Here is a 19,634-nt window from a genome sequence, read left to right as displayed (position 1 = left end):
CCAGCCCGGAGTACAACTCGTGCGGGACCCCTTCCGGGTGATTTTCGACTTCACGCACATCTCGGGAGCCCCCACGGGGCAGTTCGGGACCGTCCGCGACCGCGACAACGTCCGGTTCCAGTTCGAGTTCGTCTTCTGAGGCCCGAGATCGTCCCGACGTATCGATCGGCACGCGGACGGCGTTGACAGTAGAAACGCCGTCCCGGTATGCCCGTTGATCGACGCTCGCAGGGCCCCTGGGCTCGTGGGCCCAGGAGGTTTGATGAGACGATCGTTTGCCGTATTCGCCGCGCTCGCCCTGGCCGTTCCCGCGGCGGCCGCGCCCGGCACACCGATCGACCTGGACGACGTCCGTCAGAACCTGTTCGCGTCGTGTTTCCCGACCGACCGCGAAGGGTGGATGGTGGGCGAGCTCGGACGCATTCTGCGCACGACCGACGGTGGCAAGAGCTGGGTACGTCAGGACGCCGGGACGAAACGCCCGTTCCTCGCGATGGCCTGTCGCGACGCGCGTACGGCCTGGATCGCCGGCAAGGAGGGCATCGTCTACGGCACGAAGGACGGCGGCGACACGTGGACGCAGTTCCAGACCGGCTCCAACCGCCACGTCTTCTCGATCGAGTTCCCGACGGCCGAGCGCGGTCACTTGGTCGGCGACTTCGGCACCATGGTCCACACCGAGGACGGCGGGAAGACCTGGACCGTCTCGCGCATTCCGGAGTCGGTCGTGCTCCCCGACACGGCGCTCGACACGGGCGTCGAGCCCGGCGACGTCAACCTCTACGGCATGTCGTTCGGCGACGCCGACCACGTGTGGGTGGTCGGCGAGTTCGGCATCATCGTCGCGTCGGACGACGGCGGCCGGACGTGGCACCAGCAGCACACACCGATCGAGAGCACCCTGTTCGGCATCAAGTTCACGGACGCGAAGCACGGCTTCGCCGTCGGCATCGATTCCACGATCCTCGCGACCGAAGACGGCGGCGAGACGTGGCGGACGGTGCCCCCACCCGTGACGCAACGGTCCTACTACGACATCGCGCTCCGCGGGACGACCGGCTGGATCGTGGGCGACTCGGGAACGGTGCTCAAGACCACCGACGGTGGCGCGACCTGGGTGGTCGAGCCGCTGCCGATCCAGCTCGCCTCGAACTGGATCCGCACCGTGTCGATCGCGCCGACGGGCGGCGGGCTGGCGGTCGGATCCGAGGGCCTCGTGCTCCGGATCGAGGGCGCGAAGCTCGAGCGTCTGGAAGGTGGCCACGGATCCACGGAGACGAAGTCATGATTCCCAAGCGATGGATCGAAGCCTACCTCCGCTTCCTGCTCCGCCGCCGCATGCCGGTGGCGATCCTCACGGCGGTGATGACCGTGTTCTTCGCCTGGCAGTGCACCCACATCCGCGTGCTCCCGCAGTTCCTGGACTTCTACCCCGGGCCGCTCAAGCTCACGTTCCTCGGTAAGGAGGTCACCGTTCGCGAGGGCCATCCGTACATCCAGATCTACAACGAGTTCCGGCGGATGTTCGGCAGCGCGAACGTCTTGACGATGATCGTCGAGGTCCAGCACGGCGACATCTACAATCCGACGACGCTCGAGAAGGTCGACTACATCACGAAGCAATTGACGGAGACGAAGGGCGTCGTCCCGTATCAGATCCTGTCGATCGCCCACCCGCGCATGAAGAGCATCACGAACGCGGGGGGTGCGATCCAGATCCGTGAAGTGTTCTATCCCGAAGTGCCGAAGACGCAGGAGGCGGCCGACCGCGTGAAGTTCGCGGTGTACTCGACCAAGGGCATCCGCGGCCTCTACGTCTCGCAGGACGACACGGCGGCGCTCGTGACCGCAGGCTTCTGGGAGGAGGAGCTCGACTTCGACTACCTCTACACCCGCCTGAACGACATCAAGGCCCACGTCGAGGACGACAACACCAAGGTCTACATCACGGGTTTTCCGTGGCTCTACACGTCGATCCAACGCTACGTGCCGCAGGTGGGCCAGGTGTTCGTGCTCACGGTCGCCGCGCTCACGTTCCTGCTCTGGAACTACTTCCGGAGCTGGCCAGGCGTGTGGGTGCCGATCTTCTCCGGCGTGCTCTCGAGCGTGTGGGCGCTCGGGCTCGTCCCGCTCCTCGGCCTCAACCTCGATCCGCTCGTGCTCGTGATCCCGGTCTTCCTCTCGGCCCGCGCACTCTCGCACTCGGTCCAATCGATGGACCGCTACCACGAGGAGTACCATCACACCGGCGACAAGACGACGGCGATCGTCGAATCGTACTCGCACCTCTTTCCGCCCGCGATCGCGTCGGTGCTGGCCGACGGCTTCGCGCTCCTCGTGGTCGCCATCGCGCCGATCCCGCTCATCCAGAAGTGCGCCATCTTCTCGAGCTTCTGGATCGTCTCGATCTTCGTCAGCGTCGTGACCCTGCATCCGATCATCCTCTCGGCGACGAGCCCGCCGGGAACGCACGCGGGCTATCCCGGGTGGGCGCGGGCGCTCGGCTGGGCGACGCTCGCCATCAGCGGTGCGGCGTTCTTCGGCTACGCGCTGTCGATCGCGTGGGCGCTCCTCGGCCCGGTGAAGCTCGGGCTCATGCTCGCGATCGCCGTCGCGCTCTACCTCTGGCACGAGCACATCTACCAGGTGCTCACGAACTGGACGATCGCCGCATCGAACGGCTGGCGGCGCTACGCCGGCGTCGCGCTCACGATCGCGCTCTATCTCCTCTGTCCGGTCTGGGGCTGGCGACTCAAGGTCGGCGACATGACGCCGGGCGCGGCGCTCCTCTTCCCCGATCACCCGTACAACATCGCGTACGCCAAGCTGAACGAGAAGTTCGTCGGCGCGAACCAGCTCGTCATCATCGCCGACACGGGCAAGGTGGACGGACTCAAGAACGTCCAGGCGCTCAACGAGATGGAGGAGTTCGCCGACCACATGGAGGCGGTCCCGGGGGCCGGCCAGTCGGTCACGGTGATCGACATCTTGAAGCAGCTCGCGCGCCTGTTCCGCGAGGGCGAGCCCAAGTGGGCCTTCATCCCGGACAAGGAGAAGTACATCGCCGAGCTCTTCTACCAGTTCACGCAGACAGGCCAGGCGGGCGACCTCGATCGCTTCATGTCGCCCGACATGCGGTACGGGACGATCATCACGCTCTTCCGTGGCTACTCGCACGACACGATCATGAACGCGATCGACGCCGGGAAGTCGTGGGCTGCGCAGCATTCGGACGAGCACATCCACTACCTGCTCGCGGGCGGCCTCTTCGGCGTGCTCGCGGCGGTGAACGAGGCTGTCGACAACTCGTACTGGACGACGCTCATCATGGTGATGGTCGCCGTCGCGGGGTGCCTGTACTTCACGTACGGGTCGATCGTGGCGACGTTGCTGCTCATGATTCCCGTCGTGCTCTCGCAGCTCGCGTGCGAATGTTTCATGTACCTGTGGCGCATCGACTTGAACGTGAACTCGCTGCCCATCGCGGCGGCCGGAGCGGGCGTCGGCGTCGACTACGGGATCTACCACTTCAGCCGCATGATCGACGCCGTCGAAGAAGGTCGCGACCTCGACGACGCGGTCGACTACGCGACGGCCACCACCGGCAAGGCGATCATCTTCACCGCGACGACGATGCTCGCAGGCACGATCTTCTGGTGGTTCTCGGATCTGAAGTTCCAGGCCGAGATGGGGTTGCTCCTCGCGCTCCTCATGATCTTCAATACGTTCGGCGGGCTCGTGCTCGTGCCGGCGTGGATCAAAGTCGTACGACCGCGCTTCCTCACCGCACGCGTGGTGCCGGCCACGACACACTCGGCCCGCGCCGCGGTCGCTTGATCGAAGCCAAGCAGCTCACCAAACGATTCGGCGGCCGCACCGCCATCGACGGCGTCACGCTCCGCGTCGAGCGGGGCGAGGTCGTGGGCTTTCTCGGGCCGAACGGCGCGGGGAAGTCGACGACGTTCCGCATTCTCGCCGGCATCTTCCCGCCCGACGCCGGCACGGCGTCGATCGACGGGCTCGACCTCGAGCGCGAGCCGCTCGCGGCGCGACGGCGTCTGGGCTACGTGCCCGAGCGTCCCGCGCTGCAGCACGAGCTCACCGTCGACGACCAACTCGCGTTCGTCGCCGCGCTCCGCGACGTGCCGGCGGGCGCCGCGCGGCGCGAGACGATGGAGCGCGCGATCGTCCGCACCGGGCTCGCCGACGTCCGCCGCCGCCGTATCGGGGCCCTCTCGCGCGGCTTCCGGCAGCGGGTCAGCCTCGCAACCGCGCTGGTGGGCGATCCGCCCGCGCTCCTCCTCGACGAGCCGACGGTGGGCCTCGACCCGGCGCAGAGTGCCGAGACGCGCCGCTTCGTGCGGGAGTTCGGGCGCGATCACGCCGTGTTCGTGTCGAGCCACATCCTGGCCGACGTCGAAGCGCTCTGCGACCGCGTCGTCGTCCTGCATCGCGGCCGCGTCCTCGCCGACGGCGATCCGGCGACGCTCGCCGCCCGCCTGCGACGGACCTCCTACGTCGACGTCGAAGCGGCGGCACCCGCCGAGCGTCTCGCGGGCATCCTCGCGAGCGTCGCCGGCGTGCTCGGGACCGAGTCGCTGCCCGGGCCCTCCGAGCCGGGGCGCTGCCGGGTCGAAGTGGCGCTCGGCCACGACGTGCGGCCCGCGATCGCCGCCGCCATCGCCGCCGCCGGCATCGGGCTCTTCGCCCTCGTCCCGGTCGAGCCGTCGCTCGAAGAGGCGTTCCTCGCCCTCACCGAGGGTCCGCGCGCGTGAGGAAGGCGCTCGCCATCTGCCGCCGCGACCTCGGCATCATGTTCGGCGGGCCGCTCGCCTGGACGTTGATCGGCGCGTTCACCTTCCTCTCGGGCTATTTCTTCTACAGCGACCTCACGTTTTACGTCCTGTTCGGCGGCGGCGGCCTGCCGACTGGCCTGTGGCGCTACGTATTCCTGCACTACCGGCTGGTCGCGATGCTCGTCGTGCCGCTGGTGACCATGCGGCTCCTCGCCGAGGAGCGGAAGCTCGGCACGCTGGAGCTCATGTGGAGCCTCCCGATCCGCGATCAGGAAGTCCTGGCGGGCAAGTTCCTCGCGGCGGCCGTCGTCTATCTGATCATGCTCGGCGGAACGGCCGTGGGGCCGGCGGTCCTGTTCGCGCTGCACCCCTTCGCGGTCGGGCCCGTCCTGGCCGGCTACCTCGGCATGGTGCTCCTGGGTTTCGGATTCATCGCGTGCGGGCTCGCCGCCTCGGCGATCGCCGAGAACCAGGTCGTGAGCGCCATGCTCACGTACGGCGTGATCGTCTTCCTGTGGTTCGCGTCGACCAACGAGGCAGCTATCGGCGAGGGCGTCGCCTGGATCGTCGTCGGCCTCTCGCTCTTCGATCGCTTCTCGGGGTTCGCACAGGGCGTCGTCGATCTCCGTGACGTCGTGTTCTTCGCCGCCTTCGCCGCCCTGTTCCTCTTCCTGGCGCTGCGGGCGCTCGGCGCGCGCGCGTGGCGAGGGGTCGCATGAGGCGTGGTCCCCTCCTCCTCGCCGTCCAGACGGCGCTCGTCGCCGGCATTCTCGCCTGCGTCGTGCTGATCGCGCACCGGCATCCGTGGCGCCTGGATCTCACGCCGGAGAAGCGCTTCACGCTGGCGCCGCACACGCGCGAGGTGCTGGCGCGCCTTCGGGACGACGTCACGGTCACCGGATTCTATTCGGGGCAGGATCCGGCGATGCGGCAGGACCTGGCGGACCTCCTCGCCCTGTACGAGGACGCATCGCCGCGCGTGCACGCGAGACTGCTCGACTTGGACCGGAGCCCCGGCGCGGCCGAGCGCCTGCGCGTCCATACCTACAACGTCGTCGTGGTCGAGGTGGGCGAGCGGCGCGAGCGCGTCGACCTCACGACCGAGGAGCGCATCACCTCGGCGATCCTGCGCGTGGCGGGCACGCCGCCCGTCCCGACCTACGTCGTGCGCGGGCACGGCGAATGCGACCCGCGCGACGACGAGGGACGCGGCGGCAGCGGCCAGGGCGCCGAGGCGCTCGCCGCGGACGGATTCGACCTCCGCGTCGTGGAGGGCGCGGCGGCGCTGCCGGACGACGCCGGGCTGGTGATCGTCGCCGGTCCGACGCGCGATCTCGCGCCGTCCGAGGTGGCGGCGATCGACGCCCACGTCCGGCGCGGGGGATCGCTGCTGGCGCTCGTCGATCCGCCGACGCCGCCAAGCGTCGCCCGGCTCTTGCGCGGCTTCGGCGTGGAGCTCGGCAACGACGTGGTCGTCGACGAGCAGGGACGGCTGCTCGGCACCGACGGGCTCGCCGCGCGCATCGCGTTCCTGAACCAGAGCCTCGTGCCGCAGGCGCCCGAGGTGAACGCCATCCTGCCGATCGCGCAGTCGCTGCGGCTGGTCGAGGGCGAGGGCGTGCGCGCGGAGTACCTCGGTGTCACGGCGGAGTCGACCTGGGCCGACGTCGATCGGCGATCGCTCGGCAACGGCGAGACGCACTTCCGGCCCGACGTCGACCGCCGCGGTCCGCTCCCCGTCGCCGCGCTCGCGCGCGTCGACGCCGGCCAGGGGCGCGAAGGGCGCGTCGTCGTGGTCGGCGACGCGGATTTCGGGACCAACCTGCACCTCGGCGTGCTCGGCAACCGCGACTTCCTCCTGGTCGCGGCCGAGCTCGCGACCCGGGCCGACGCCTACACGGCCGCGCGCCCGCCCGTCCGCTCGACGTCGACGTTCTCGTCGCTCGCTCTCACGGCGCGCGAAGCACGGCTCGTCCTGTGGCTCGCGGCGATCGTCCCGGCGCTCGTCTGCGCGGGCGTCGCCGCTGCAACGGTGCGGCGCCGGCGATTCGCGTGACGGGTCGAGGGACCATCGGCCTCGCGATCACGTTCGCGGTCCTGGCGACGTACCTCGCGCTCACGCGCCCGCCCGCTGCGCCACCCGAGGAGGCGCTCGCAGCGACGCTTCTCTCGACTCCGATCGATTCGATCTCGCGGGTCGACATCGGATCGGATCTCACCGCCGTACGCCGCGGGAGCGAGTGGAGTGTCCCCCAGGTGGAGGATCTGCTGGCAGCCCTGGCCACGCTGCGACCCGTCGGCATCGTCGACGAGGCGCCGAGCGACCCGTCGGCCTACGGTCTCGGGGCTGACGCGCCGCGGCTTCGCGTGCTCTCGGGCACACGCACGGTCCTCGACCTCGAGCTCGGCGCGCCGAACCCCGCGGGCACCGGACTGTACGTGCGACACGCCGGCCAGACGCCGGTGCTGCTCGTCGGCTCTCTGCTCCGCTGGGAGGTCGAAAAGGTCCGGAGAGTCGCTTCGACGACCGCAACGCCTTGACAACCGTATTCGAAACGGGCGAACCATGCGAAGCTCGGAGGGGGTCCCAATGAGAAGAACGATTCGTTTCGCGTGGCTCGGCCTCGCGCTGGGCGCGCTGTGGCTCGTCGCGCCCGCACGTGCCGCCGACGACCAGCCGTGGGTGCTCGACGCCAACAACTGGCAGGAGGGCGAGAAGCTCTTGCCCGAGCCCGTCGTGAAGCGCCTGAAGGACGGGCAGTACTGGTTCAAGGTCGTTCCCGTCGATCCCAAGAAGTTCCGCGAGAACTATTCGGGCAAGTTCTGGGACGCGACGGCATCGAACGCTGGCAAGTACGACGTCGAGCCGAAGCAGTGCGGCCTCGTCGACAAGTCGACCGGCAAGATCCCGGACTTCCTGATCGGGCTGCCGTTCCCGACCATCGACAAGAGCGATCCCAACGCCGCCTGCAAGATCGCGCACAACTTCGCCTTCGCGGGCAACGCCGGCGGCGGCGGCGGCGCCACGTTCACGCTGAATGGCGTCGACGGCAACGGACAGTTCCGTCGCGTGAAGGCCTTCTTGCACGGCATGATCTACCAGGGTCGCCTCGAAGGGCAGATCCAGGACAACCCGGAGAACCTCGCGGTCCAGGGCGTCGGTGGCGCGCTCGAGCCACAGGACGTCGAGGGCGTCTCCACGCTCACCAAGCGCTACTGGGACTGGGACAGCCAGGACGCCATCTGGGCGTACGTGCCGTCGACCCGCCGCGCGCGTCGCGTGAACGCGGCCTCGCGCTCGGATCCGGTCGCGGGCCTCGACATCTTCGCCGACGATCTCAACTGCTACGCGGGCAAGATCGAGTACTACCAGTGGAAGCTCGTCGGCGAGAGCACGGTGCTCGCCCCGGTGCTCCAGCCGTATCCTTTCAAGATGAAGCCTGGCCCGAGCCCGACGCGGTTCGCGGTCGACACGCCGTACATGTCGGCCGGCTACGAGAAGCCCGGCAGCAAGGGCGCCCCCTGGTGGATCCAGGAGAATCTCGTCTTCGTGCCGCGTCCGGTGTGGATCGTCGAAGGACAGTCGAGCGACCCCTACTACAACTTCGGCAAGGTCATCATGTACTTCGACAAGGAGATGTACCGCATCTACTGGAAGCTCGTGCACAACCGCGCCGGCGAGTACTTCTACACCGCGATGTGCGGCTACCACTTCGTGAAGAACGACGAGACCTACCACGCCGTGTTCCCGAACCTGGTCGTCGGCGTGAACGACAAGACGAACCGTGCCGCGCTCGGCGGCCGCTATCAGGAATCGTTCATCGAGAAGAAGTGGGATCCGGCGTACTTCTCGCTCCGCACGCTCACGCGCATGACCGACTGATGCGCGCCTGGTGGCTCACGCTCGCCGTCGCCGCGCTCGTGTGGAGCGCCGGCGCGACGGCGAGCGCGGCCGACGCGGAGATCCTCGAGCACAAAGGCCGCTGGGAGTCGGGGTACGGCTCCACGTGGTACAACGTCGTCGGCCGCCTCCGGAACACGACCGACCACGCCCTGCGGTGGGTGAAGCTCCGCATCGACGCCGTCGACGACAAGGGCAAGGTCGTCGCGTCGACCGACACCTACAACGAGAGCGCCGAGGTTCTGACCGTCCCCGAGGCGAACCCGCAGGACCTGCTGAAGGCCGGCAAGGTGAAGCCGCTCGCCGCGGGCGCGGAAGAGCGGTTCCGCGGCAGCTTCCTCAAGGACGAGACGCCGTCGTTCACGGACTACAAGGTGATCGTGGTGGAGACGCCGGCCGCGAAGTAGCGCGGCGGATACTGGACCGGCCGTTCCTCGAGTGGGAGGATGCGCCGTCGTGGATCGCTGGGACATCGTCACGATCGGCGGCGGCATCGCCGCCAGCGCGCTCGCGAAGGCGATGGCCGAGCGCGGGGCCCGCGTCCTGGTCGTCGAGCGCGAGCGGGAGTTCCGCGATCGCGTGCGAGGCGAAGCGCTGGCCCCCTGGGGCGCCGCGGAGCTCGCGGCGTTGGGGCTCCTTCGCGACGTGCAACCCGCGATCGCCGAGGAGCTGCGTACCCTGCGCTTCTTCGTCGCCGGCACGCAGGTCTCCGAGCGCCCGTTCGCAGCCACGACGCTGCAGGGGATGAACTGGTTCTCCTTCTATCACCCCGACCTGCAGCGCATCTGCGTCGACGCTGCCGTGCGCGCGGGCGCCGAGGTGCGGCGCGGCGCCCGCGTCGTCGGCCTTCGCCCCGGACGACCGCCCGTCGTCTCGGTCGAGCAGGACGGACGTCGCGACGACGTCGCTGCGCGCATCGTCGTCGCGGCCGACGGGCGCGGCTCGGCCGCGCGCGGGCTCGCCGGTTTCGAGACCCGCCGCGATCCGGAGCGACTCCTGTTCGCCGGCGTGTACGTCGAGACCCTCGGGCTCGAACCCGGCCACTTCTACCAGTTCGCCGACCCGCCGCACGGCCGCATGGGGTACGTCTTCCCGCAGCGTGATGGCCGCGCACGTTGCTACGTCGGGTGGAACGCGTCGAGCGGCGCGGCGCGCCTGCAAGGCGAGGCGGGGTTCGGGCGGTTCAAGGCCGAAGCGGAGGCGATCGGCATCCCGCACGGCGCCTTCGCGACCGCGCGCATGGCGGGTCCGCTGGCGACGTTCGACGGCGCCGATTCGTGGGTCGAGCACCCGTATCGCGACGGCGTCGCGCTGCTCGGTGACGCGGCTGCGACGAGCGATCCGACGTGGGGCCAGGGCATGTCGATGGCGCTGCGCGGCGCGCGCGTGCTGCGCGACGCGCTCGCCGCCGGCGACGACTGGGAGGCCGCGGGCCACGCCTACGCGGCCGAGCACGATCGCGCCTACGCCATCGTCCATCGCGCCGACGGCTGGTACGCCGACCTCTTCATGGAGATGAGCCCGGAAGCCGACGAGCGCCGGGCGCGCGTGTTCCCGCTGTTCGTCGAAGACCCGACACGCGTGGTCGACGTGCCCAGCAGCGGCCCGGACAGCCCGTGCGACGAGCGGGCGCGGCGTCGCTTCTTCGGGGAAGAGTAGACGCCCGGCGGCCCACCCGGCTATCAACCGGGGCCAGCCATGGAGTGCCCGAGCTGCGGGAAGGCGAGCCGGTCCGGGGCGCGATTCTGCAGCGGCTGCGGCAGCTCGCTCGCGCTCCGCTGCCCGGCATGCGGCGCCGAGGCCGAGGCGGGGGCCCAGTTCTGCGACGCCTGCGGGGCGCGTCTCGTCGCGGCCCGGCCGGCGGACGAGACCGGCGCCCGCAAGGTCGTCACGATCGTGTTCGCCGACCTGATCGGCTCGACCGCGCTCCACGAGCGGCTCGACGCGGAATCCACCCGCGGTGTCATGGAGCGCTACTACCGGACGCTGCGCGCGCCCATCGAGGCGCACGGCGGCCGGGTCGTGCAGCTCCTCGGCGACGGCGTGCTCGCGGCTTTCGGCGTGCCGCGCGTGGCCGAGGACGACGCCATCCGGGCCGTCCGCGCCGCGGTCGCCATGCAGCAGGCGTTCCACGACCTCGCCGGGGAGCAGGCGGGCCTGCTCGGCGGCCTGCGGGTCGCGATCAACACCGGCGAGGTCGTCGTGAGCCCCGACCAGGCCGAGATCGTCGGAGATCCGATCAACGTCGCGGCCCGCCTGCAGCAGGAGGGCGGCGACGGCGACGTCCTCATCGGCGAGTCGACACGCCGCCTCGTCGGCGAGCTGGTGACGCTCGCACCGCTCGGGACGTTCGCGCTGAAGGGCCGCGCGGAGCGGGTCCCGGCGTACCGTGTCGTATCGCTCGAGCGCCCGGCCGGCGTGGCGGCGATCCCGTTCGTCGGGCGCGACGACGAGCTGCGACGGCTCGAAGCGGCATACGATTCCGCGGTGACGACGCCGGCGGGGCGGCTCGCCGTGGTCCTCGGCTCCCCGGGGCTCGGCAAGTCGCGCCTCGTGGGTGAGTTCGCGCGGCGGCTCGGCGACGCCGCGACCGTCCTGTCCGCGTCGTGCGATGCGGCGGGCGGCGCCACGTTCGCGCCGCTCGCGCGCGCGCTGCGGGCGTATCTGCGCGTCGCGGATGGTGCGGGTACCGACGACGTCCGCGCGGCGGCCGAGCGTGCCGTCGCGGGCGACGACGCCGAGCGGGCGCGGATAGCGGGCGGCATCGCGGCCCTTCTGTCCGACACGCCCGCGGCGCCGGAGGAGACGTTCTTCGTCGTGCGGCGCTTCCTCACGGCGCTCGCGACGACGCGTCCCGTCGTGCTCATGATCGACGACCTCCACTGGGCCGAGCCCATGCTGCTCGACCTGGTCGAGCACCTGGTGCAGTGGAGCGGCGGCGTCCCGCTGCTCGTCCTCGGCGCCGCGCGGCCCGAGCTGCGCGACGTGCGCGCGCAGCTCGCCGTTCCCGGCGGCACCGTCTCGGCGGTCGTGACGCTCACGGGTCTCGACGCCGGCGCAGCGACGCGGCTCGCCGCCAACGTGATCGGTGCGGACGCGCTGCCCGCCGCCGTGGCGGGCCGCGTGCTCGCCGCCAGCGAGGGGAACCCGCTCTTCGTCGGCGAGCTCGTCCGCATGCTCGTCGACGACGGCACGCTGCGGCGCGAGGGCGATCGCTGGACGGTGGACGCGGAGCTCGCGAGCCTCGAGATGCCCCCCACGATCCACGCCCTGCTCGCCGCCCGCATCGAGCGCCTGCGGCCCGACGAGCGCGTCGTGATCGAGCGCGCCGCGGTCGTCGGGCGACAGTTCTCGCGGACCGCGGTCGCACACCTCCTGCCGGCCGAGGCGCAGGGCGACCTCGACGCCCGGCTCGAAGCGCTGCGGCGCAGCGAGCTGGTCGAGCCCGACACGAGCTGGTTCCTCGGTGAGCCCGCGCTGCGGTTCCACCACGCGCTCGTCCGCGACGCCGCCTACCGCCGCGTGCTGAAGGGCACGCGGGCGGAGCTGCACGCCCGCGTGGCGGAGTGGATCCTCGTACGCGCCGGCGAGGCCCAGCACGACGAGACGATCGGGTGGCACCTGGAGCAGGCGCACCAGAACCTGCGCGAGCTGGGCCCGCTCGACGAGCGCGGGCGTGCCCTCGGCGAGCGGGCCGCCCGGCACCTCGCGGCCGCCGGCCGGCGCGCGCTCGCACGCGACGACGTGCGCGTCGCGGCGACCCTCCTCGCGCGCGCGCTGGATCGCCTGGACGGCGCGGACCCCGCTCGTGCCGAGCTCGCCCTCGACTGGTGCGAGGCGTTGCTCGCGGCGGGCGACGTCGATCCCGCCGAGAGCGCGCTGGCCGAGCTCGGCCGCTTCACGTCCGGCTCGGAGCGGCTCCGCGCCTGGCACGTGTGCTTCGCCGGCCAGCTCGCCGTCCTGACCGATCCCACGTCGCTGCATGCCACCGCAGAAAAGGTCGCCGTGGCGGCCGAGGCGCTCTCGGCGGCGGGCGATACCGCGGGCGAGGCGAAGGCACATTCCGTGCACGCCCTCGCGCTGCAGCGGCTGGGAAAGATCGGCGCGTGCGAAGCGGCGCTCGATCGCGCGCTCGCGGCGGCGCGGCGGGCGCACGATCGCCGGCGCGCGAACACGGTGCTCGCCGGCGCGCCGGTCGCCGCGCTCTGGGGGCCGAGCCCGGTCACGCGCGCGAGCGGACGCTGCCTCGACGTCGTACGGGTGCTGCGCATCACGCAAGGCGCTCCGGCGGTCGAGGCGGTCGCGCTGCGCTGTCAGGCGGTGCTGGAAGCACTCCGCGGCCGCATCGATGCGGCCCGGCGTATGATCGGATCGTCGCGGCGGATGCTGGAGGACCTCGGCATCTCCAACCGCCTGCTCGAAGCCGACGTGTTCGCCGGCCTGATCGACCTGCTCGAGGGCGACGCGCCCGCCGCCGAGCGCCGCCTGCGCGGCGCGTACGAGGGCTTGCGCGAGAACGGGCTCGCGATCGATGCGGCGCAGGCGGCGGCCTATCTCGGCCGCGCGCTTCTCGCGCAGGACCGGGCCGCCGAGGCCGAACGGATCTCCGAAGAGGGCGAAGCCCTCGCCGGCGACGACCTGCAAGCGGCCATCGCCTGGCGCGGCGTGCGCGCCGAAGCCCTCGCGCGACGCGGAGAACGCGTCGCCGCGATCGACCTGGCCCGTGCCGCGGTCGAGTTGGCTGCCGGGACGGACGCGCTCCTCCATCACGCGAACGCCCGCATGGCTCTCGCGACCGCTCTGCGCGCCTCGGGCCGCGACCCCGAGGCCGACGTCGAGGAGCGGCGCGCGATCGAGCTCTGGGAGTCGAAGGGTGCGACCCTGCTCGCCGAGCAGGCGCGGCGCCGCACGGGGAATGCCGCTCCGGCGCCGCCCTCCGCGGAGTCGCCCGCACCGGCGCGACCCATCCGGCGGCGCGTGCGAACGAACGACGCGATCACCTACGCGGCTCGGCTCGAAGCCGTCATGGCCGCTCGCGACTCGGACGCGCTCTCGAGCCTCTTCGATGAAGACTTCGAGTACGTGGACCACCCGGCGGGCTTGGAGACCGGACGCGACGGAATTATCGAGACCTTCGCCAGGCTCATCCAGGCGAGCGACAGCTTCGTCTTCAGGAACGAGCCGCTCGCGGCGTTGGGCGACTCCCTCGGGCTGTATCGCGGGACCATATCCGTACCGGGAATCGTACTGGACGGCCTGCCGTTCGGTGCCCTGGAGACGGAGTTCGCCGTTCTGACCCAGACCAACGGCAGCGGGCGGGCGGTGCGGAGCGAAGTCTTCGCGGCCGACAAGCTCGGCGACGCGATCGCACGACTGTACGAGCGCCACGCCGCGCTCCTCCCCGATGGCCCCGAGAAGACCCTCGCCACGTCGATCGCCCGCACGGTCGCGGCGATGCTCGGGCCGCCGGACCTCGATCGCTGGGCGGCGGTCTTCGCACCCGACGTCGAGCTCGTCGATCTCCGCAACGTCGGGTTCGAAACGCAGCGCGGCGCGGACGCGGTGCGGCGCGCGATCGGCGTCCTGTTCGCGCTCGCCGAGGACTTGACCGCCCGCGTCGACGACGTCCTGGGTCTTCGTCCCGACGCGCTCCTCGTGTCCTGGACCATGACGGGAACCGACCGTGCGAGCGGGGGGACGTTCGCGCGGAGCCTCTGCTTGGCGCTCAGCTTCGGTGCCGACGGGCGGCTCACGCGCTCCGAACAGACCGACGTCTCGCGCGCCGACGAGGCGCTGGCGCGCTTCGTCGACGCCTCGGGCATCGGATCCCCCGGCCGTTTCGTGCACCGCGTGCGGCCGAACCTGGCGAGCCAGGTTCAGGCGCGTCTCGCTGCCCTCTTCGCAGCGCGAGACACGGCGGCGCTCGAGCCGTTCTTCGGGGATCTCGACGAGGCCGTGGACCACGCGACGGGCACGATTCTCGACGCGGGCGGAATGGTCGTCGCCTGGCGTGCCCTGTTCGAGGCCTCTGGGGCGTGGCTGCGGGGGGATACCGTCGCAACCCTCGGCGACCGGCTGGCCCTCGTGCACGGCTGGATGTCGTTCGCGGCGCTCGCCGGCGACAACGATCTTCTGTTCGGCGCGGTCGATCGCGAGGAATACGTGATCATCGAGACCGATGCCGCAGGACGCCTGACGCGCCTCGAGCAGAACTTCGCTACGAATCATCTCGCCGACGCCGTCGCCCGGTTCTACCAGCGCCATGCCGATCTCCTGCCCGACGGCCCCGAGAAAACGCGCGCGGCGGCGACGGCGCGCACCGTCGCCGCCATGCTGCAGGCGGTCCCGGGGCTGCTCCTCCAGTTCCTCGCGCCGGACGTCGAGTTCGCCGACCACCGGCCGCTGGGGATGGAGCCCCTGCGGGGCGCCGAAGCGCTCGCGCGGGTACACGAGACCCAGCACGAGCTCGCCGAGGACCTCGCCATCCGCATCGACGAGGTGGTGGCGCTCGAGCCCGACGCCTGTCTCCTGCGCTGGACGACCACGGGCAGGGATCGCGCAGGAGGTGGAACGTTCGAACGACGGCTTCTCATGCTGCGGACGTTCGACGCCGACGGTCTCCTGGCACGCGTCGAGTGGTTCGACCCCGACCGCGATGCGGAGGCGCTGGTGCGCTTCGACGCGCTCGTCGGGTCGCCGGCGCCATGCATCGAGAACGCTGCGACCCGCTGCATGGTTCGCTTCCAGCGCGCCTGGGAGGCACGGGACTGGGCCGTCGCGTCGATCCATGCGCCCGACTTCCGTCTGGTGGACCGGCGCACGATCGTGCAGCTCGACGTCGACCGCGAGCAGCACCTGCGGGGCCTGCGCTCGATGTTCGACGTGGAGTCGTCGCGCTTCACGCTGGAGCCGATCGCCACGCGCGACGACCGTCTCGCGCTGGCCCGGGCACGTTTCGAGTCTGCGGGCCGTTCCGTCGGCCCGGCGAAGTCCGAGTGGTTGCAGATCGTCGGGGTGGACGACTGCGGCGACTGCTCGGCGATGGTCGTGTTCGACGCCGGAGATCTCGATGCCGCGTACGGCGAGCTCGACCGGCGCCATGCGGCGGGCGAGGCCGCGATCCACGGTCGCATCTCGGCCGTCATGCGCTCGTTCACGGAGGGCTTCGCACGACGCGACTGGAAGGACCTCGCCGCGCTCTTCGCGCCCGACCTCGTCGTGAACGATCGCCGGCGACTCGGCTGGCAGACCCTGCGCGGACCTCGAGCGTACGTCGAGTCCCTGCGATCACTCGTCGATCTCGCGCCGGACACACGTCTGCGTCTCGATCACGTCCGCGTCTCGGACCGTGGGCTCCTGTGGGTCGGGGCCTGGCAGGGCACGCGCGACGGCGGATCGTTCGAGACGCCGTGGATCGTGGTCTCCGAGCACGACGCCGTCGGCCTGGTCCATCGCTTCGACCAGTACGACCTCGACCAGCTCGCTGTTGCGCTCGCGCACTTCGCCGCGCTCACGAGCGCGCCCGCTGGATCGCCCCTCGTCGAGACCGTGGCGACGCGCTCGCTGCGACGCTTCGAGCGCGCGTGGGACACGCGCGACTGGGAGGCGATCGGCGCCGCTCTCGGGCCGAGCTTCCGGCAGATCGACAGGCGCGGCCACTCCCATGTCGAGCTCGATCGCGCGCAGCACCTGGAGCGCACGCGCGCCGTCTTCGACCTGCGCCCGTCCCGGCTCACGTCGGAGGTGATCGCGACGCGCGGAGATCGGCTGGTGCTCGCCCGGCTACGCATCGAGGCGACGAACGGCGCGATTCCGCCGGGCGAGGCCGAGTCGCTCGGAATCGTCGAGGTCGACGAGCACGGCGATCGCGTCGCCCTCGTCCGCTTCGATCCCGACGATGTCGACGCGGCCTACGCGGAGCTCCGGGAGCGCTACGCGACCGGCGAGGGAGGCCCCTGGGGCGAGTCGCACGCCCTGATGCACGCGTTCGGCCGGGCCGTCACGTTGCGCGACTGGACGGCGCTCGCCGCCCTCTTCGCCCCCGGATTCGAGGTACGCGACCACGGCCCCCTGGGTCGGCTGGTGCTGGATGGTGCGGGCCTCGTCGACACGATGCGATCGCTCGTCGACGACTTCGCGCGCGACGCCGACTTCCGCTTCAACCACGTGTGGGCCGCCGCGGGGAGCACCTTCTCGATCGTGACCTGGCGCGGTACGCGCGACGGTGGCGCGTTCGAATCACCGCGAGTCGTCGTCGCCGAGCTGGACGCACGGGGGTTGGTCCAGAGCTTCGACTTCTACGGGCTCGACCAGATGGGCGAGGCTCGCGCGCGCTTCGACGAGCTGCGTGCCCGCGTACCCGGCGATCCGCTGGCGGCATTCGCAAGGCCCAACGAGGCGACCGCGGCGAGGGATCGCCTGCAGGCCGCCTTCGATGCGCGCGACTGGGCCGCGCTTCGCGCCATGTTCGCGCCGGATGCGAAGTTCCACGATCGCAGGGCGCACGTCCGCATCACGCTCGACGTGGAGGCCTGGGTCGCCAATGCCAAGCAGATCGCGCAACACGATGAAGTCCACCTGGGACGGGTTCTGGTCGGCACCGCGGGCCCCCGCGTGTCGCTCGAACGCTTCACCTGGAGCTCCACGTCAGACAGCCCAGCCGCCGAGTTCGCATTCGGCGATCCCTCCTGGAACGCCACCGGCCCGTTCGTGCTCGAATACCTCGGCGTCGTGGAATCCGACGAACGCGGACGAATCGCCGGCTCGGTGGCCTTCGACCTCGACGATCGCCCGGCCGCCTTCCGCGAGATGGTTCGTCGCTGGATCGCACAGGACCCGCGAGCGGCGGCCGTCCTGGGGCCGCCGGCCGAACTGAGCCATGCCATCGAGACGGGCGACCTCCATCGCGTCCGTGCCGCGATCGCGGCCGACGTCGTCGTCACCGATCATCGCGCGACCCGGCTCCGCGTCATCGAAGGAGCCGACGCCTACGTGACCTCGATCGCGACGGTGCACGAGCTCGCCTCGAAGGTCTCGGTGGAGACACCGTTCGTCGTCGCGCTCGAGCCGCACGGCGGCGTCGCCGTCGTCCGGGCCTCGGGCACCCTGCGCGACGGCGGAACGTACGAGAACCCTCTTCTGTCCCTGGCGACCGTCGCAGGCGGTCGGGTGACGCGCCTCGAGCTGTTCGAGATCGAAGAGGTCGACGCCGCGATCGCGCGTCTGGCCGCGCTGCGTCCCGACCCCCTTCGGATCCCGCCGAGCGCGGCGACGCGCGCCTGCGATCGGTTCGCGGCGGCATTCGCGACCCGGGACTGGGAAGTGCTCCGCGCGATCATCGCGCCGGCCGCGGTGTACGAGGATCGCCGGCGCTCCTTCCTGGTCGCCGGCGATCGCGACATGATGCTCGCGAACTTCCGCGCGATCGGACCGGGGCGTACGCGCCTCGAGCGTACCGTCCTCGCAACTGCGGGCGATCGCTTGGTGCTCGAGCGCCGTCTGTGGACCGGGATGGAGGGCGAGTTCGAGGTGGAGTCGCTCGAGCTGACGGAGGTCGACGCCGAGGGCCGGGCGGTCGCGCTCATCGTGTTCGATCCCGACGACCGGCGCGCGGCGGGCCGGGAGATGTTCGAACGCTACTACGCCGGCGACGCCGGAGGCTCGCCACAGGTCGCGTTGGCGCGGGCGCTGAACGCGCACGACCTCGCTCGCCTGCGCGCCGTCCTTCCGGCCGACTTCCACTTCCACGACCACCGGCGCACGGGCGTCGGCCGCATCGGGAACGCGGACGACTACGTCGCTTCGATTGCCGCCCTGTTCGAGCAATCGCCCGACGTGACCTTCGAGACGCTCTACCTCGCCGCCGTACACGAGAGAGGAGCGCTCGCCGTCGCCCGCATGTTCGGCACGCTCGTCGACGGCGGCGCATTCGAGTCGGTCTTCCTGCGCATAATCATGCACCGCGGCGGTCGCGTCGTCGGCGCCGAGCTGTTCGAGCTCGAAGACATGGAGCGTGCCCGTGCGCGCTTCGACGAGCTGTGTACCGCGCCGACCGGGCACGCCGGGATGCGCATCCGGATCCGGCCGAACGCCGCCACGCGCGCGAGCGATCGCTGGCACGCCGCCGGCGCGGCGCGGGACTGGAAGGTCCTCGGCGACCTCTACGCGCCGGACATCGTCTACGAGGACCGTCGCGCAGGTCTCCGCACGACGGCGGACCGTGACACGCTCCTCGCCAGCAACCAGTTCACCTGGGCCGAGGGCAGCTTCGCATCGCCGGCGACCCTCGCGACCGCGGGCGACCGTCTCGCGCTCCGACAGCTCGACTGGACGCGACGGGATCCGCAGGGCCGACTGCTCTCCGAAGTCGAGCTTCTCGAGGTGGTCGAAGTCGACGGGCACGGGCGCGTCGTCGCGGTCGTGCACTTCGACGCCGCCGATCGCCGGGCAGCGAGCCTCGAGATGAACGAGCGCTACTACCGCCGCGGGCCGCTGTGGTTCCCGGTCGCGCTCGAAGCCGTGCGCGCGATGAACGCCCACGACCCGGCCCGGATTCGCGCGACGATGGGGGACGGCTTCGTCCTGCACGACCACCGGCGCACGGGTGTCGGACGGATCGACGGCGCCGACGCGTTCGTCGCCTCGCTGGCGCCGCTCTTCGAGCAGGCCCCCGACCTCGTCGTCGAGACGCTGTACACCGTGGCGACCGGCTCGCACGGCGAGCTCTGCATGGGGCGCATGTCCGGGACTCTCGCGGCCGGCGGGGGCGCGTTCGAGAGCGTCTACCTGCGGATCCTCGTGTGGGACGGCGAGCGAGGCGCCGGCATGGAGCTCTTCGAGCCCGAGGACCTCGGCCTCGCACGTGCGCGGTTCGAGGAGCTGGGCCGAAAATCCCGAGCGTAGACGGGCCTTCCGGCCAGACGCATCTGCCCTCCCCC

Annotated in this window: 10 protein-coding genes; all 10 read left to right on the top strand. The window is 71.0% G+C overall.

The window, feature by feature from the left end; translation table 11 throughout:
- Nucleotides 1-262 precede the first annotated feature (262 nt).
- From VMS22_19785 to VMS22_19740, 10 genes are read left to right on the top strand one after another with little or no spacing between them, the layout of a single operon-like run.
- On the top strand, nucleotides 263-1,288 hold the full coding sequence (locus tag VMS22_19785) for a YCF48-related protein (protein ID HXJ36281.1): 1,026 nt from the start codon (nucleotides 263-265) through the stop codon (nucleotides 1,286-1,288).
- Nucleotides 1,285-3,837 carry an MMPL family transporter gene (locus tag VMS22_19780; protein ID HXJ36280.1) on the top strand — a complete coding sequence of 851 codons (2,553 nt, stop codon included), beginning with the start codon at nucleotides 1,285-1,287 and terminating at the stop codon, nucleotides 3,835-3,837. Before VMS22_19785 ends, VMS22_19780 begins: the two co-directional genes overlap by 4 nt.
- Complete coding sequence (locus tag VMS22_19775) at nucleotides 3,834-4,775, top strand: ABC transporter ATP-binding protein (GenBank protein HXJ36279.1); 942 nt, start codon at nucleotides 3,834-3,836, stop codon at nucleotides 4,773-4,775. The genes VMS22_19780 and VMS22_19775 overlap by 4 nt, the downstream gene beginning before the upstream one ends.
- Entirely contained in the window at nucleotides 4,772-5,515 is a 744-nt protein-coding gene (locus VMS22_19770) for an ABC transporter permease subunit (GenBank protein ID HXJ36278.1), read from the top strand. Before VMS22_19775 ends, VMS22_19770 begins: the two co-directional genes overlap by 4 nt.
- Nucleotides 5,512-6,852: a GldG family protein gene (locus VMS22_19765; protein HXJ36277.1), complete on the top strand. Its 1,341-nt coding sequence runs from the start codon at nucleotides 5,512-5,514 to the stop codon at nucleotides 6,850-6,852. The genes VMS22_19770 and VMS22_19765 overlap by 4 nt, the downstream gene beginning before the upstream one ends.
- Complete coding sequence (locus VMS22_19760; protein ID HXJ36276.1) at nucleotides 6,849-7,337, top strand: DUF4340 domain-containing protein; 489 nt, start codon at nucleotides 6,849-6,851, stop codon at nucleotides 7,335-7,337. Before VMS22_19765 ends, VMS22_19760 begins: the two co-directional genes overlap by 4 nt.
- A gap of 49 nt (nucleotides 7,338-7,386) precedes the next feature.
- Complete coding sequence (locus tag VMS22_19755; protein ID HXJ36275.1) at nucleotides 7,387-8,679, top strand: DUF1329 domain-containing protein; 1,293 nt, start codon at nucleotides 7,387-7,389, stop codon at nucleotides 8,677-8,679.
- Nucleotides 8,679-9,104, top strand: a complete 426-nt coding sequence (locus VMS22_19750) for a hypothetical protein (protein ID HXJ36274.1) — start codon at nucleotides 8,679-8,681, stop codon at nucleotides 9,102-9,104. Before VMS22_19755 ends, VMS22_19750 begins: the two co-directional genes overlap by 1 nt.
- A gap of 49 nt (nucleotides 9,105-9,153) precedes the next feature.
- Nucleotides 9,154-10,356, top strand: coding sequence for an NAD(P)/FAD-dependent oxidoreductase (locus VMS22_19745; protein ID HXJ36273.1), 1,203 nt, complete (start codon nucleotides 9,154-9,156; stop codon nucleotides 10,354-10,356).
- Between the two features lie 39 nt (nucleotides 10,357-10,395).
- Nucleotides 10,396-19,599, top strand: a complete 9,204-nt coding sequence (locus VMS22_19740; GenBank protein ID HXJ36272.1) for a nuclear transport factor 2 family protein — start codon at nucleotides 10,396-10,398, stop codon at nucleotides 19,597-19,599.
- Nucleotides 19,600-19,634 lie beyond the last annotated feature (35 nt).

The organism is Candidatus Eisenbacteria bacterium (assembly GCA_035577985.1).
In the GTDB taxonomy this organism is placed as follows: domain Bacteria; phylum Desulfobacterota; class Binatia; order DP-6; family DP-6; genus DATJZY01.
The sequence above is the reverse complement of the archived record's forward strand: the minus strand, read 5'-3'. Positions and strand labels throughout refer to the sequence as shown.